The following is a 15275-nucleotide window of genomic DNA, read 5'->3' on the forward strand; positions in this document are numbered from 1 at the left end:
CGTCACGAAGAAAGAATAAACCGCCAGGACGCCAAAAGAGAGGCGCCAGGATCGCCAGAGGAACCAACGATGAACCCTTCTTTGGGTTTATTGCGTTTCCGCTGGCGATTGTGGCGGCCTTGGCGTCTTGGCGGTTACCTTCTTCCTGTCCGAGCATCGTGCGCGCCATTTAGCTTGCGGATGTGTACTTGCCGAGGGCCCGTAGCCAGACCAGGCGCGATAGCCCGACGAAGATGGCCGCGCCGAGGAGCGAAAGCACGAAGGTGGACACGGGCAGGGTGCCCAAGAGTGCCTGCGCGGGGTACGTCGTCATGAGCGCGAGGGGAATGACGAAGGTGAAAATGAAGCGAATCGCCCCGCGAAATACCGCCGACGGCCAACGCGCTGCATCGAAAATGGAAATGAAGAGGTGCATCAAATTGTCGATGCGAACCACGTAAAACGCTGCGCTCACCGTGAGGATCCCCAACGAGAAAAGCACCGCGGTGGAGGCCCACAAGAGCGCCAACGACATGGCAATGGCGCCGAACGTGGGCGTGCGGCCGAGCAGGCGGAACGCGTAGCCGAAGACAACCAGCGCCGTGACGACGTTGACGGCGCGCCAGGGAAGCAATCGCGCCGTGCATACGAGGAACTGCGCATCGGCGGGCTTGATGAGCACGAAGTCGAGCGTGCCCTTGCGGATATGTTCGACCACCGTGGTCAGGGCGGGGCTGACGGCGCCTTCGAGCACGCCGGTCAGCAAGGTGAACCAGCCGACGACGAGGAGCGACTCACCGAAGTTCCACCCGGCGACGGACTCGCGCGCCGAATACACGACGAAGAGCGGAATGATGGCGGTGAAGCCCCAAAAGATCTCAATCAAGCCATCGAGCGCGAAGTCGACGCGGTATTGCATGGCCATCAATGCCGACGCGCGCAACTGAACCCCGAGGAGACGCAAATATCGAATCAAGGTCACCCGCCGAACGCCGCGAACCGACCGAGTCCACGGCGCCAAACCAGCGCGGTGAAAACGAGATGCAGCGCCACAATCCCCCATTGCTGGCCGACCAGGGTCAAGGCCGTCGCGCGGTCGTGCGCGCTGGTCATGATTTCCACCGGCAGGCCCAGTTGATAACGAAAGGGCATCCAATCTCCAATGGCGCGCACCGCGGGTGGGAACAATTCCACCGGAATGAGGTATCCGCTGAACACGAGAAACAGCATGAACCACACGTCCATGAGGCGGATGCTGCTCTCCATGAATAGCGAGAGGCACCCAATGGCGAAATTGGCGAGCAAGGTGATGAGCCACGCCCCCGCCATGGAGAATGCCCAGAGCACCCACAAGACGGGATCACGCGGAAGCGGCGTCGTACCGAGCAACGCCAGCGCGACGATGGCCACGGGCAGGGAAAGAAGGCCCCGCAGCGGAATGGCGGCGAGGTTCTCGGCGGCATACGCCACCAGCGGATGCACCGGGCGAAGGAGCCGCATGGCGAGGGTGCCATCGCGTACTTCGGAATTGATCTTCCAACAGACCCACGAAGCGGTGAGCTGGCGCACGACGAAGGTGGCCAGAAAATAGGCGATCAACTCGGGTTGCCCCAGGCGCCCCATGGGCGCGTCGCTCGCCACCGCGAGCCAGAGGGCCAACATGATGAGCGGCATCGTGGCGGAGAGCGTCCACACGAGCATTTCTGCGCGGTACGCCACCGCATCCGCGAAGCCGATGCGCAGCAACGTCGGCAGGGCGTGGACGTTGTTCCGGAGGCTCACGACAGAGGTTCCCCTCCGTCCTTTCGGGCCGTCATGGCGCGATTCTGTTCGAAGAGCTCGCGCATGACCTCCTCGAGCGGCGCATCCTCGACGGTCAAATCCTTCACCGGCAACGCCGACAATGCATGGGCCACCGTGCGGCTCACGTCCTCGTGGCCGACCTGCAACACAGCTTCACCATTGCCATGACGCACCACCGTGCCCACCGCGGAGAGCCTGCCGACATCGACATGGCCGCCGAGCCGCAGCACGACCCTCTTGTCCGGGCGGATGCGGCGCACCAACTCTTCCAGCTTGCCGTCGAAGGAGATGCGCCCCTTGTCGATGACGATGACCCTCGGGCAGAGCGCCGCGACGTCATCCATGTAGTGGCTCGTCAGAATCAGCGTGGCCCCGTAGCGCTCATTGTAGTCTTTGATGAAGCGCCGGATCGTGGTCTGCATCGACACATCGAGGCCGATGGTGGGCTCGTCCAAAAAGAGCACTTTGGGGTGGTGAATCAGCGCGGCGGCGAGCTCGCATTTCATGCGCTCGCCCAGCGAAAGCTGACGCGAGGGTCGCCCGATCAGGTCACCGATTTCGAGAAGCTCGACCAGCTCGGCCAGGGTGCGCGCGTACTCGTCGCGCGGCACTTGGTAGATGGCGCGATTGAGCTCGAACGTCTCCGACGGTGGCAGATCCCAGAGCAGCTGCTGCTTCTGCCCCAGCACGAGCATGATGCTCTTGAGAAACGCATCCTCCCGCTTGCGCGGCTCGCGCCCACCGACGGAGACCTGACCGCCGCTCGGGTGCAAAAGCCCCGAGAGCACCTTGAGGGTCGTCGTTTTTCCCGCACCATTGGGGCCCAGAAAACCGACGCGCTCGCCAGCCGCGATCTCGAACGAGATGCCATCCACGGCGGCCACCTCGGTGTATTGCCTTCGAAAGAGCGAAAGCGCCGCAGCTTTGAGGCCTGCCGCACGCTTGTGCACCCTGTAAATCTTTCGAAGGCCACGGACGGAAATCATTCCATCCGCACCTTACCGCATGGCGGCCGCGGTGAGCGCATCCAGAATGGCGGCGAGTGCAGGTGAGCGCTCGCTGCCATCGCGCACGGCTGCGTAGATGCTGCGGCTCGGTGCAGAGCCGGCGATGGGCCGGACGGCGACGTTGGCGAGGGCGCTGCCCGCGAGCGCCAAGCCGGGGACCAGCGAGACTCCGGCGTTGGCCGCGACCAAGGCCACGGCGGCTTGGTAATCGTTGACACGATGCTGGATGTCCGGGCGAAACCCGGACGCCGTGCACGCAGCCTTTGCCACCTCGCCGCAAGGTCCGTCGTCGGCGCCCATCACCCACGGCTCCTCGGCGAGCTTGCGCAGCGGGATCGCACGCCGCTTTGCCAATGGGTGCGATTTGGGCAGCACCGCGAAAAAGGGATCGCGCAACAGGTCGCGCCGCACATATCGAGAATTTCGATGACAGGGGCCTTCTTGATAATCCACGGTAATCACCACGTCGAGGCTGCCCGTATCGAGTTCGCCGAAGCATTCGGGCGCCTCCACCTCGCGCACCACGCATCGCGGTAGTCGCTTGGAGCGCATCAACGCCGGTGCCACGAGGTTGACGATGGCGGTCCCGAACGCGCCGATGGTCATGGGCCCCGGCTCTGCGCCGTTGAAAGATTCGAGCTCCGTGCGGGCGCGCTCCATCTGCCGCAGCAGCACCGCCGCATGATCCAAGAGAAGTAGGGCTTGCGGCGTGAGGTGAACCCCTCGTCCGCGCCGGGTGAGCAACGGCACGCCGAGCTCGCGCGACAAGGCGGCAATCTGTTGCGAGACCGCCGACGGTGTGAGGTGCACGGCGGCCGCCGTGGCCACGACCGTGCGCCGTTCGTGGATCTCGCGGAGGATGGCCAGGCGGCGCACATCGATGAAGGTTTCGCTAATGGGTTTCATGTAAAAAATGTAGATGGACCTAACGTTTCCCCAAGCCTAGCGTCAGGGCATGAACAACGCATCCCCCCGCATCGCCATCATCGGCGATTATGACGAACGCAAGGTCGTGCACCAGGGCACCCACGCGGAATTTCCCGCGGCCGGTGCCAAGGTGACGTGGATTCCCACCGATTCCATCGGCGATCCCGCGAAGTCGCTGCGCGATTTCGATGGAATCATCATTTCACCCGGCAGCCCCTACATCGATGAGGAGGCGGTGATCGCGAGCGTCCGCTATGCCCGCGAGAACCGAGTTCCGCTGGTGGGGATGTGCGCGGGCTTTCAGTACGTGGTCGTCGAGTTCGTGCGCCATGTCCTCGGCGTAGCCGGTGCCAACCATGCCGAGACGCATCCCGATGCCGAGAAGCTCGCGGTCACGCCGCTGGTCTGTTCGCTTGCCGGCGAGTCCCATCCCGTGCTCGTGGTTCCCGAGACGCGCGCGGCCTCGGCCTATCGGCAAGAGCGCGTGATCGAGCCCTTCTTTTGCAACTACGGAATCAATCCCGAGTTCGAACCCCGACTCGAGGCGGCCGGACTCCATGTGAGCGGCCGTGACGAGATGGGGCGTCCGCGCATCATCGAGCTCGCGGACCACCCCTTCTTCCTCGCCACGCTCTACGTCTTCCAGGTGCGCGAGCGCTATGTGGAGCCGCACCCGCTCACGGCGGCGTTCCTCGAAGCGGCTCGCGCCCGTTCATGAAGACCCGAACAAGATAGCCGTGTGCGCGGGCACGCGCCCCTCGGTCCATGGCGCGCCGCTGCTTGCCACGGGACGGAGTCCCGCGATCGACTCGCCCGCACCCTTCGCGTCGATCGCGTCGATCGCGTTGACCGCGTCGTTCGCGAAGTTCACCAGCAGCACCCGCACGTCGGCCCCGAGCCATTGCCGCACCACGAGCAGACCGTTGCGCACCTCGGCGGTCAATCTTTCCCGCGCGCCCTGCCGAAACACGCGATCCGTGCGCCGCATCGCGAGCAACTCACGGTAAAGCCGGTGCACGCGCGCGTGAGGCTCCTCGCCGCGCTCCTCCCACCGAAGGCACGATCGCTCGAAGGTGTCCACCTTCTGCGGATCCGGAATCGCGGCGGCCGCCGCCGGATCGGAGAACGCCTCGAATGTCTTGAACTCCTCCCGGCGCCCTTTGGTGATGGCCCGCCCGAGGGCGGCCTCGTGGTCGGTGAAATACAGGAAGGGCGTCGACGCCGCCCACTCTTGCCCCATGAAGAGAAGTGGCGTCATCGGCAAGAGCAAAAACAGCATGGATACCGCACAATAGGCATCCAGCGATATCGTATCGGATAGACGATCGCCCAATCCACGATTGCCGACTTGATCGTGGTTCTGAATGTAATAAACGAAGGAGCGCGCGGGCAATCCGTCATCGCTCTTGCCTCGCGGTTTGCCCGTGGGCTGGTACATCGCGCCCTGGTAGAGCCATCCACCGGAAATGGTGTCGGCGATGCCGCGCAGGCCCGGTTCGTAGGCGCGGTAATAGCCATCGCGTTCGCCGGTCAGGGTGGCATGGACCTGGTGGTGGAAATCGTCGGTCCAAACGGCATCGAGCCCGAGCTCGCGCATCAACGCCGGATCGTTCCGGTCGTCCTCGCCGATGAGGATCTTGCGCGGCGCGAGCTCGGCGACGCGGTCGGAGAGCTCGCGCAAAATGGGATACGCGCTCGGATCGTGAATCGCCTGCGTCGCGTCCAGGCGCAGGCCATCGAAGCGAAATTCGCTCAGCCAATAGCGCGCATTGTCCACGACGTAGCGCCGCATCGGTGCAAAGGCAAAATTGGGCGCCTCGCCCCAGGGCGTATCGGCATCTTTGGTGAAATACTTGGGGCAGTATTGCGCGAGGTAATTCCCCGCCGGACCGAAATGATTGTAAACGACGTCGAGAAACACGCCGAGCCCCAGGCCGTGGGCTTCGTCGATGAACCGGCGCAAATCGTCGGGGGTGCCGTACCCCGCGAATGGCGCGTAGAGCGCGACGCCGTCGTATCCCCAATTGCGCGCCCCCGGAAACGCGGCCAGGGGCATGAGCTCCACGGTGGTGACGCCCAGCTCCACGAGCTCGGGCAAGCGCGCGCGCGCCGCATCGTAGGTGCCCTCCTTGGTGAAGGTTCCCACGTGCACTTCGTAGAGAACCTGCTCCTCGAGCGGGCGCGTGATGCCCTCTCCATGCTTCCAGGCGTGGCCCGATGCCGTGACCATCGCCGGCCCGTGCACGCCGCGCGGTAGAAAGCGCGCATAGGGATCGGGAAGCTCGCGCCCGCCAACGACGAACTTGTACAGCGCCCCGGGCCCGACGCCCTCGAGGAACGCTTCGAAATAGCCCGCCTCCGATGAGGGCGAGCGCGTCATGGCGTGCGTGGCGACGGCCCGGCCGTCCTCGCCGTAAAGGCGCACCGCGCACGCCTCCGACGTGGTTACCCAAGCCCGAAAGCGTGTGCCATATTCTTCGACGATCGAACCGAGCGGGAGCGCCTCTTCATGCATCGAGCTCCCGTGTTTACTTCGTTTTTCATCGCGATGGATCATGTACGCGATGGAGCGCCGGCATCTTGCCGGCGGACCGCCGCCTTCCAGGCGGCTTGCCGCGCTCGTGCGGCCGGCCAGAGGCCGGCGGACCGCCGGCAGGATGCCGGCGCTCCATGACCGCTCACATATCGTGGTCGTGCATGCCGCTGTCGGTCGGGCCCGCATCCACGGGCGGCGGGATGGAGGCGTCGCCGCCATAGGCCTCGCGGAAGGCGAAGTCCTCGAGCGACATGAGGTAATCGTGGCGATCCGGGCGGTGGCGCGAGCAGTACGTTTTGGCGTACCAACCACGGATCTCCACGTTGGGCTGCTGGATCACGGGTTTGCACTCGTTGGGGTTGCCCTTCAACCAATCCACCGAGGTGACCGGCTCCCAGAAAGAGATGTGCCCGTCGTAGAGACCATAGGCGAAGGCCTGCGCGAGCCCTTTGCCCTGCCATTCGGGGCTGTTCTTGTTGATCATGTGGTTGCCCATCCGGCCTTGAATGCCCTTTGCATTCAGATAGCCCGGCGGCCAGAACTCGATGGGAATGTCCTTGGCGGCCTTCGCCCACTCGGGACATGGAATGAATTGGTCACACGGACCGGTGCGCATGTAATTGCGCTCGACGTAGTCCATAATGAAATAGTGCAAATCGAAGTGCGGCACGCTGAAGACGCCTTCCGGCGCGTGTCCGTGGCCCTGCCAGTTGAACATCATCCATTTGATGGGCAAATCTTTGATGTCCGGGAACCACATGACGCGCTCGTGCCCGCCGCTGCATTCGGTCATGCGGTTGATGACGCCGTCGTTGTTGTTGTCCCAACAGGTGGCGCCGTCGTTGACTTCGTTCGTGGGAAGGGTTTGCAGGCCCTTTTCGTCGATGGTGATGCCGATCATCTTCGGCGAGCCATCGTCGTTCAGTTGATAGACGCTCTGGACGTAGCCTTGGCCCAGAGAAAGACGGTTTTCCACGAGCTCGCAGTTGCCGCGTGAGCCGCCGTGACTGACGAGGATGTTCGCTTCCTCGTCGCCGAGCAGCATCTGCTGCCCATTGAAGCAAACACGCGTACCGTGAGTATGTTGATGAGAGGCATCACCCGTATGCAGGTCGTCCTCGTGATGATCCCCGTCGTCCGACTGGCTGCAGCCGCCGCTGGCGAGCGCAAACGAGCCGGCCGATGCAATGGCCGTGAACACCGCGCAGATCTGTGCAACGCGGGATCGTTCGATCTTCATGATTGTCCCCTTCGAGTCTCAAGAGCGCACGAGACGCGCGCGCCAATACACAACGGCGTACGGCTCGCTCAACTCGTTGTCAAGGCAACAGACTCGATCGGACGGATGACACCAGACGCGTGAACTTGGTCGGTATCAGGACTCCGCGGAGATGTTCTCCTCGATTTGCGAAACGATGCGCACGAGCTCCGCGAGATCGCCCTTGGTCAACTTCGAGAAGAGGCGTTTGCGCTCGTCCATCACGCCAGCCTCGATGCGGCCGAGCACCGCGGCACCCTGCGACGTGAGCGAGACGCGCAGCTTGCGTGCGTCGTTCGGGTCGGCCTCGCGCCGCAACCAGCCGTTGCGTTCCATGGTGGCAATCATGCGCGTGAGATTGGGCCGATCCGAGAAGAGCTCGTCGCCCAGTTCGATCTGCGACTGTCCTGGTCGCTGACCGAGTTTGTGCAGGATGAAGAATTGCTCCTGGCTCACTTCCACGCCGAGGCTCGCCGTGTACTGCGTGAATCGATAGCGGAGCAGGCGGGCGCACCGATAGATGTGGTAAGCGAACGAGTCTTCCAGGCGCACGGTGTTTCGCGAGTGCTTCGGCATTGCCCAAGAATACACACTACCAGTGCATTATTGACATCAATACTCAGCACGAAGTGCGATCTGGCGCGAAACGGTCTGACCAAGTTCGACGGGACTTCCCTCGTCGAAGCCTTCCAGCATACGATCCGCCGGGCAGCGACCGCTTCCGACAAGGTCGGCGAGGGGGGCCAGCAAGATGGTCTCGTCCGCACCGTTTTTGCCTGGGCAACCCCGCCTCCGGAGGCCGCCTTCTGCGATGGCGAACAACTGCAGTGCGACATCGCGCACCTTATGCCTGCCGAAAAACGAGGCCCCGAGCCCGTCGCGGGCGACGGCCCGGCGTAGATTCTCCATCCGCGGGTAGGTCCAGTCGGCACTGAGTTCCTCGGCCTGGCCCAGTGCCTTTTGATCGTAGAGAATGCCGGTCCAGAGAGCGGGCAGTGCACAGACTTCCCGCGATGACACGGAGTCGGCCCCGCGAACCTCGATGGTACGTTTCAAACGGACTTCCGGAAAAAGCGTGTTCAAGTGCATTTCCCAGTCCGCGAGCGTGGCCCCGTAGATAGAATGCCCCTCCCGCCAGAAGCTCCGAAAGGTCTGCCCCGTGTTGGCGATGACCTTGCCGCCGCGTTTGAAAAGGAACATGGGAACGTCGAGGGCCCACTCCACATAGTCGCGAATGCGCGATTTCTCGTCCCAAAGTGCCGGCAACAGGCCCTGCCGGTCCGGATCGACCGATAGCCAGACGCGCGCCCGTTCGCTGCGCACTCCTCCTTTTCGACCCTCGACGAAGGGCGAGTTGGCGAACATGGCCGTGACGATGGGGGATAGCTTCAGGGCCACCCGCAGCTTCCGCATTGCGTCCTCGTCCGAGGCGTAGTCGAAGTTCGCTTGCACGGTGCACGTGCGGCGCATCATGTCCAGTGCGCGGGTGCCGCGTTGCGGTAAGTACTCGCGCATGATCGGGTAGCGCGCCTTGGGAACCCACGGCAACTCTGTGGTGCTCGCCAGCGGGTGAAATCCGACGCCGAGCCACCGTATTCCGAGCTCCTCCGATACCGCGCGAAGCTCCTTCCCATGTCGCGCGACCTCGTCGGCCACGCGATGGAGATCCGCCATGGGTGCACCGGAGAGCTCCAATTGGCCCCCCGGTTCCAGCGTAATGGACTCCCCGTCGCGGGAAAGCGCGAGGAGAGGCCCGTCGGGATGCTCGCGTACCGGCGAAAAACCGAAATGCCGCGCGAGCGATGAAAGAACGGCGAGGACGCCCCGTTCTCCTTCGTAAGGGAGCGGCGCGAGGGTCTCCGCGTCGATCCCGAATTTCTCGCTTTCGATACCCACTCGCCACATTGGCTCGGGCTTCATCGCTCGAACGAAAGGCTCGAGCAGTTGCTCATACGAAAGTGTCATGTTCTCGTCTCCTGAAAGAGAAATTCACAGGAAGACGCGAAGACGCGAAGGATTTTGGATTCGGATCAAGTCTTTCCGAAAACAAAAACTCCCCGCCTCCCCGCCTCCCTGTGAATCTCTTCTCGGGGCCTCGCGTGATGACACGCGAAGGGACCCACTGGACATGAAATGGTGAACTTGGATTGGACCAGTCCAAATGCAAGTCGTCAAAACTGTTCACAAGGAAGCTAATCAAACTTGATATCGCGCGCACGGCCGAAACGGTACATTTCTAGGCTGTTTCGCGTCTTCGCTAAAACGAAGCGGTGTCTGCGAATCCAAAAATGTTGCCTAGGCAGCGAAGTGTCTTGCGCCCGGTTCGATTCGTTCCTAACGTGTACGTTCGAGATTGACTGCCGCATTCTGCCCAGCGAGCGTCGTGAGCGCCTCTTCGTGACGGCGCAGTATTTCTAGCTGCATCGGGTATCGGGGTACCTGCAGCGCGCCTACAAGAGGAGGGACAGCGTGACCGGTCAACGCGACTTTACCGTCGATTCCGCGAAAGAATGGCTCGTGGCCGAGCTCTCGGCGCGCCTGGGCATTCCACCGGCGAACATCGACCCCCACGAGTCCTTTCACCGCTACGGCTTGGACTCGGCCGGCGCCCTCGCGATGGCGGCGTCCCTCTCCACCTCATTGAAACGATCCATCGTTCCGATGGTGTTTTGGTCACATCCCAACATCGAGGCTCTCGCCACGTATTTGGCAAACGGCATGGATGTCCAAACGCCAAAGTGGCAGTTCGCCGAAGGTGAATCGAATGATTTCGAGCCTTTGGCAATCGTGGGGATGGCATGCCGCTTTCCCGGTGCCGACGGATTGGATGCATTACGGACTTTATTGAAAGACGGTATCGATGCGGTGCAGGACATTCCTGCGCATCGCTGGCATTCCCAACCCCGCGGTCCGGATGAGCCATTGCCCCCGCGCGCCGGTTTGTTGGAAAACGTCGACGGTTTCGACCCGCTGGCCTTCGGCATCTCACCGCGGGAAGCCTTGGAGATCGACCCGCAACAGCGGCTCGCCCTCGAATTGGCTGCCGAAGCTTTCGACGATGCGGGCCTTTCCTCGGACATGCTTCGTCAGGGCCGCGTGGGTGTCTTCATCGGTGCCATCTGGCGCGACTACGGCGAATTGGCCTCCCTGGATACCGCACGTGTCACCCCGCACAGCGCCGTCGGGCAATCGCTCAACATGATTGCCAATCGGGTTTCATTTGCTTTCGGATTGACCGGCCCCAGTTTGGTCGTCGACACCGCGTGCTCCTCGTCGCTCATGGCCGTGCACCTCGCGTGTCAGAGCCTGATTCACGGTGAAGCCACCGTCGCTTTGGCCGGGGGCATCAATTTGATCCTCGCATTGCGCACGATGGTTGCCTTGCAACGGTTTGGCGGGCTCGCGCCCGACGGCCGGTGCAAGGCCTTCGACGCGAGCGCCAACGGATTTGGCCGGGGCGAAGGCGGCGGCCTCGTGGTGCTCAAACGGCTTTCGAAGGCCATGGCCGATGGAGATCGCATCTACGGTGTCGTCCGCGGAAGCGCTTCCAACAACGATGGACCGAGCAACGGCCTCACCGCACCGAATCCACGCGCACAAGAGGATGTGCTTCTGGATGCCTGCCGCCGTGGCGGGATCGATCCCGCGCGGGTAGGCTACGTCGAGGCGCATGGAACGGGCACCGCCCTGGGCGATCCCATCGAGGCGGGCGCGCTGGGCGCGGTGTTCGGCCAAGTGCGGCCCAAGGACAACCCGCTGCGCATCGGCTCGATCAAGACGAACATCGGGCATCTCGAAGGCGCCGCGGGGATCGCCGGCCTGATCAAAGCGGTGCTCTCCGTGAATGCGCGCACGGTGTATCCGAGCCTGCATTTTCACGAGCCCAATCCGCTCATCGCGTTCGAGGACCTGCACCTCGAGGTCCCCCGAACGGCGCAGCGTTGGCCGGACGAAGAGCATGCCGCGCTGGCCGGCGTGAGCGCGTTCGGCTGGGGCGGCACCAACGTGCATGTCTTGGTCGAGGAGGTTCCGCCCCCCGATACGGTGCGCGTTCCCGAGGTGGCTCCCCGCGCGCCGGCATTCGCGGGCGACGAGAACAAGCGCGACAGCGGGATCCGGAGCAAGCCACGCATCGTCTTCGTCTGCGCCCCGCAAGGCGGACAATGGGTGGGCATGGCCCGCGCCATGCTCGCCTCGGAGCCGGTCTTCCGCGCGTCGTTGGAGCGGATCGATCGGCATCTCGTGAAGCGCGTGGGTTGGTCCGTGCGGGCCGAGCTCCTTCGTCGAGAAGGCGAGGCGCGTTTCGACGACGTGAGCGTGATTCAGCCGGTCCTATTTGCCATTCAGGTGGCGCTGTCCGAGTGGTGGCGGGCAGGGGGCGTGGAGCCCGACGCGGTCATAGGCCACAGCCTCGGCGAAATTGCCGCGGCGTACATCGCCGGCGCGCTGTCCTTGGAGGACGCGGTCGAAACCGTGTGCCATTACAGCCGGCTGCAGAAGACGACGGCGGCCGACACGGGCATGGCGCTGGTGGACTTGGACGCAAACGCCGTCGAGGAGCGGCTCGGTGCGTATGCGGATCGCATCGTCGTGGGGGCCTACAATGGCCCGTCGTCCACCGTGGTCTCGGGCGCGGCCACCGCGTTGAACGACTTCGTCGCGGAGCTGAAATTGCAAGGCATTCGCGCGAGCCTCGTGCGGGTCAACGTCGCGGCGCACAGCGCGGCGATGGATCCCATCGTGCCGGAGATCGTGCGGGTGCTTTCGGGGATCCGCCCGAAGGCGCCGAGCGTGCCCATGATGTCCACGCTCCACGGGCGCTTCGTCGAGGGGGCCGAGTTGGATGGCGCGTACTTCGCCGCCAACTTGCGGCAGCCGGTTCGATTCTCCCAAGGCGTCGATGCGCTTCTGCGCGAGGGGCACGAGGTCTTTCTCGAGATGAGCCTCGCTCCGGTGCTGCAGCACGCGCTCGAGCAGTGTCGCTCGGGCCGGGGCGACATCGAGGTGTGGCCCGGCATCCGCCGCGGTGCGGACGAGCGCTCCGTCCTGTACGAAGCACGCGCGCGGATTGCCTCGCGCAGCATTCCCATGGATCGCCTGGCGCCGGTGCACGTCCTTCCGGTGTCGGCCAAGTCGCCCGACGCGCTGCGAAGCTTCGCCGAGCGCATCGCGCGCACCCTCGAGGAGCAGCCGGATCGAAGCATTGAGGACATCTGCCACACCGCCGGCGCACGCAGGACGCACCATCCAGTGCGCATGGCCGCGGTGGGCGGCACGCGCGAGGAGCTTGCGACAGCGCTGCGCGCGGCGTGCGACGAGGTGGAAGGCTACGGCGCCTCGCACCGTCCCAAAGTGGCCTTCGTCTTTCCTGGACAGGGGGCACAATGGCTGGGCATGGGCCGCGACCTCTTTGCACGAGAGCGCGCCTTCCGCGAGGCGATGCTCGCCTGCGATCGCGCGGTGAAGGGCATCGTCGGCTGGTCCATCGTGGACGAGTTGCTCGCGTCCGAGGACGTGTCCAACCTGGGGCGGCTCGACGTCGTGCAGCCGCTGCTGTTCTCCATCGAGGTGGCGCTCGCCGCACAGTGGACGGCGTGGGGCATCGCGCCGGATGCCGTCATTGGCCATAGCATGGGCGAGGTGGCGGCGGCCCACGTGGCGGGGGCGCTGTCGCTCGAGGACGCGGCGCGCATCATCTGCCTGCGCAGCCGTTTGATGCGCACCATGAGCGGCCTCGGGGCGATGATGGCCACGGAGCTCACCGTGGAGGAAGCCCGCGAGACCTTGCGCGGGCGGGACGGAGTCTCCATTGCCGTGAGCAACAGCCGGCGCTCGACGGTGCTCTCGGGTCATCCGCAGACATTGGAAAGCATCGGCCAGGAGCTCACCGGGCGCGACGTTTTCTGGCGCTGGGTGAAGGTCGACATCGCCTCGCACAGCCCGCAGATGGACCCTTTGCGCGACGACATCCTCGCCGCCGTCGAGCCCATTCGCCCGCGTGAGGCGCGCATCGCCATGTACTCGACGGTGGTGAACGCCCGCGTCTCCGGGGGCGAGCTCGTTCCCGAGTATTGGGTCAAGAACCTGCGCGATCCCGTGTTCTTCGGCGACGCCGTGCGCGCTGTCGTAGCCGACGGCATCACGGTCTTCGTCGAGTTGAGCCCGCACCCCATCTTGGTACCCGCCATCGAACAGGGCCTTACGGAACTCGACGCGTCCGCGCTCGTCGTTCCCTCGCTGCGCCGGCACGAGCCGGAGAAGCACACCATGCTCGCGTCGCTCGCGCGGATCTATGCGGCGGGGCACGAGCCCGATTGGAGCGCGATCCACGGCGGAGGGAAGGTCGTGTCGCTGCCGTCGTATCCTTGGCAGCGCGCCTCGTATTGGCTGCCTGCGGCGGCTGCACCCGCGATCCCGCGCGAAGGGCACCCGCTGACGGGAACCCACATCGAATCGGCGCTGGAGCCAGGTACACATTATTGGCAAACGCAACTCGATTGTGTATCGCTGCCGTACCTGCGCGATCACGTCATCGACGGCGACATCGTGGCGCCCGGGTCGGTCTTCGCCGAGATGGCACTGGCGGCGGCCGCGGTCGCCCATGGCGATGGCTCGGAGTCAATGCTTTACGATCTGCGCTTCGACCGTGCCTTGCCCATTCCGACCGAGGGCGGGCGGCGCGTGCAAGTCGCCCTGAAGCAATTCGACGGGGCCGCGTCGTTGCACATCCTGTCGCGGGGCGACAGTGGGAACACGTCATGGACGGTGCATGCGCGTGCCATGGTTCGCGCGCGCACGGCATCGCCCGCCGTCTGTCCCTCGCTCGAGGAGCTGCGCGCGCGCATTTCGGGGCGAATGCACGTGCGCCCGGACGTCTACGCGTGGATGAACACGAAGGGCCTTGCGTACGGCGCACGCCTGCGCGGCATCCAGCACGTCAGCCTAGGGGAGCGCGAGGCGCTCGCGCGCATTGCCTTCGACGAAGCGCCGCTCGATCACGTGGACCGGTACATGGCACACCCGGCGCTGGTCGACGCTGCATTTCAAGTCATGCTGTCGGCCATTCCGGCAGAGGCCCTGGGCGAGCAAAGCTGCATCACCGTGGGCATGGACACCTTCCAGATCCACACGAGGCCGGGGGCGTCGGGCTATGCCTACGCGCGCTGTCTGCATTGCGATGGCGGTGCCGTGCGGGCCGATGTCTTCCTATTCGATGACAACGGCAACGTGACCATGAGTGCAACGGGGCTGCATTTGCGACTCCTTCCGGCGCGCGCGGCGGTCTTGAGCGCTGAGGACGCGCCGCCGCAAAGCGTGCGCAGCCAGGGGGTGCACGAGGGGGTGCGGGCGATGCTCGACACGTTGGCACCGGCCAAGCGCCGGCGCGTCGTCGAGAACGAAGTGCGCGATTCGGCGGCGCTGGTGGTGCGGATCCCCGCCGCAAAAATGCCCATGGATGCCCCGCTGCGTACCTTGGGGCTCGATTCGGTGATGTCCCTGGAGCTGCGAAATCGGCTCGAGCGGAAGTTCGACGTGCGCCTGTCGGCGACGGCCATCTGGAACCATCCGACCATCGTCGATCTGGCGTCGTTTCTCATCAAGGAGATGAAACTCGCGGCGGAATCGGTGCCCGAAGAGGTCACCAAGCCGCCGCCTTCGGTCCGAAAGGCCGCGGCCGATTTGCCGCCCGAGAGCAAGGATGCCCGGCACCATTTGGCACGTGAGCTCGCGCTCGTGGCCGATCTGTTGAAAGAGGCGATATGAC

The 15275-nt window shown here is 64.3% G+C and carries 10 protein-coding genes; 2 read left to right on the top strand and 8 right to left on the bottom strand.

What is annotated here, in order from left to right; translation table 11 throughout:
- Positions 1 to 169: 169 nt before the first annotated feature.
- Genes LZC95_06135 through LZC95_06150 form a run of 4 tightly spaced genes read right to left on the bottom strand, consistent with a single transcriptional unit; the run spans position 170 to position 3695 of the window.
- A complete protein-coding gene (locus LZC95_06135) occupies positions 170 to 961 on the bottom strand; it encodes an ABC-2 family transporter protein (protein ID WXA96416.1) in 792 nt (263 codons plus the stop codon).
- Positions 958 to 1761 (bottom strand): ABC-2 family transporter protein, encoded by an 804-nt coding sequence (locus tag LZC95_06140; protein ID WXA96417.1) that lies wholly within the window; start codon positions 1759 to 1761, stop codon positions 958 to 960. The genes LZC95_06135 and LZC95_06140 overlap by 4 nt, the downstream gene beginning before the upstream one ends.
- Positions 1758 to 2768, bottom strand: a complete 1011-nt coding sequence (locus tag LZC95_06145; protein WXA96418.1) for an ATP-binding cassette domain-containing protein — start codon at positions 2766 to 2768, stop codon at positions 1758 to 1760. The genes LZC95_06140 and LZC95_06145 overlap by 4 nt, the downstream gene beginning before the upstream one ends.
- A 12-nt stretch (positions 2769 to 2780) precedes the next feature.
- The gene (locus tag LZC95_06150) at positions 2781 to 3695 is read right to left on the bottom strand and encodes a LysR family transcriptional regulator (protein WXA96419.1); all 915 of its coding nucleotides are present in this window, start codon (positions 3693 to 3695) and stop codon (positions 2781 to 2783) included.
- 49 nt (positions 3696 to 3744) lie between these two features.
- Here LZC95_06150 and LZC95_06155 point away from each other — a divergent pair, with 49 nt between their 5' ends.
- A complete protein-coding gene (locus tag LZC95_06155; protein ID WXA96420.1) occupies positions 3745 to 4434 on the top strand; it encodes a hypothetical protein in 690 nt (229 codons plus the stop codon).
- On the opposite strand, the gene treZ is transcribed toward LZC95_06155, so the two are convergent.
- The 4 genes from treZ to LZC95_06175 all read right to left on the bottom strand — a co-directional run bounded on the left by treZ (position 4429) and on the right by LZC95_06175 (position 9475).
- The gene (treZ, locus tag LZC95_06160; protein WXA96421.1) at positions 4429 to 6231 is read right to left on the bottom strand and encodes a malto-oligosyltrehalose trehalohydrolase; all 1803 of its coding nucleotides are present in this window, start codon (positions 6229 to 6231) and stop codon (positions 4429 to 4431) included. The genes LZC95_06155 and treZ overlap by 6 nt on opposite strands.
- A 163-nt stretch (positions 6232 to 6394) precedes the next feature.
- Positions 6395 to 7492 carry a hypothetical protein gene (locus LZC95_06165; protein ID WXA96422.1) on the bottom strand — a complete coding sequence of 366 codons (1098 nt, stop codon included), beginning with the start codon at positions 7490 to 7492 and terminating at the stop codon, positions 6395 to 6397.
- Positions 7493 to 7627: 135 nt separating this feature from the next.
- The gene (locus tag LZC95_06170; protein ID WXA96423.1) at positions 7628 to 8086 is read right to left on the bottom strand and encodes a MarR family transcriptional regulator; all 459 of its coding nucleotides are present in this window, start codon (positions 8084 to 8086) and stop codon (positions 7628 to 7630) included.
- Between the two features lie 36 nt (positions 8087 to 8122).
- Positions 8123 to 9475 (bottom strand): glutamate-cysteine ligase family protein, encoded by a 1353-nt coding sequence (locus LZC95_06175; GenBank protein WXA96424.1) that lies wholly within the window; start codon positions 9473 to 9475, stop codon positions 8123 to 8125.
- Positions 9476 to 9979: 504 nt separating this feature from the next.
- Between LZC95_06175 and LZC95_06180 the strand changes: the two genes are divergently transcribed.
- Complete coding sequence (locus LZC95_06180) at positions 9980 to 15274, top strand: acyltransferase domain-containing protein (protein WXA96425.1); 5295 nt, start codon at positions 9980 to 9982, stop codon at positions 15272 to 15274.
- Position 15275: the final 1 nt, after the last annotated feature.

It is taken from the genome of Sorangiineae bacterium MSr12523, from assembly GCA_037157775.1.
Taxonomy (GTDB): Bacteria; Myxococcota_A; Polyangia; order Polyangiales; family Polyangiaceae; genus Pendulispora; species Pendulispora brunnea.

Bases quoted from the DNA above. Each gene is read 5' to 3' on its own strand.
- treZ (WXA96421.1), bottom strand. From the start codon at position 6,231: ATGCATGAAGAGGCGCTCCCGCTCGGTTCGATCGTCGAAGAATATGGC.
- LZC95_06170 (WXA96423.1), bottom strand. From the start codon at position 8,086: ATGCCGAAGCACTCGCGAAACACCGTGCGCCTGGAAGACTCGTTCGCT.
- LZC95_06175 (WXA96424.1), bottom strand. From the start codon at position 9,475: ATGACACTTTCGTATGAGCAACTGCTCGAGCCTTTCGTTCGAGCGATG.
- LZC95_06150 (WXA96419.1), bottom strand. From the start codon at position 3,695: ATGAAACCCATTAGCGAAACCTTCATCGATGTGCGCCGCCTGGCCATC.
- LZC95_06165 (WXA96422.1), bottom strand. From the start codon at position 7,492: ATGAAGATCGAACGATCCCGCGTTGCACAGATCTGCGCGGTGTTCACG.
- LZC95_06155 (WXA96420.1), top strand. From the start codon at position 3,745: ATGAACAACGCATCCCCCCGCATCGCCATCATCGGCGATTATGACGAA.
- LZC95_06145 (WXA96418.1), bottom strand. From the start codon at position 2,768: ATGATTTCCGTCCGTGGCCTTCGAAAGATTTACAGGGTGCACAAGCGT.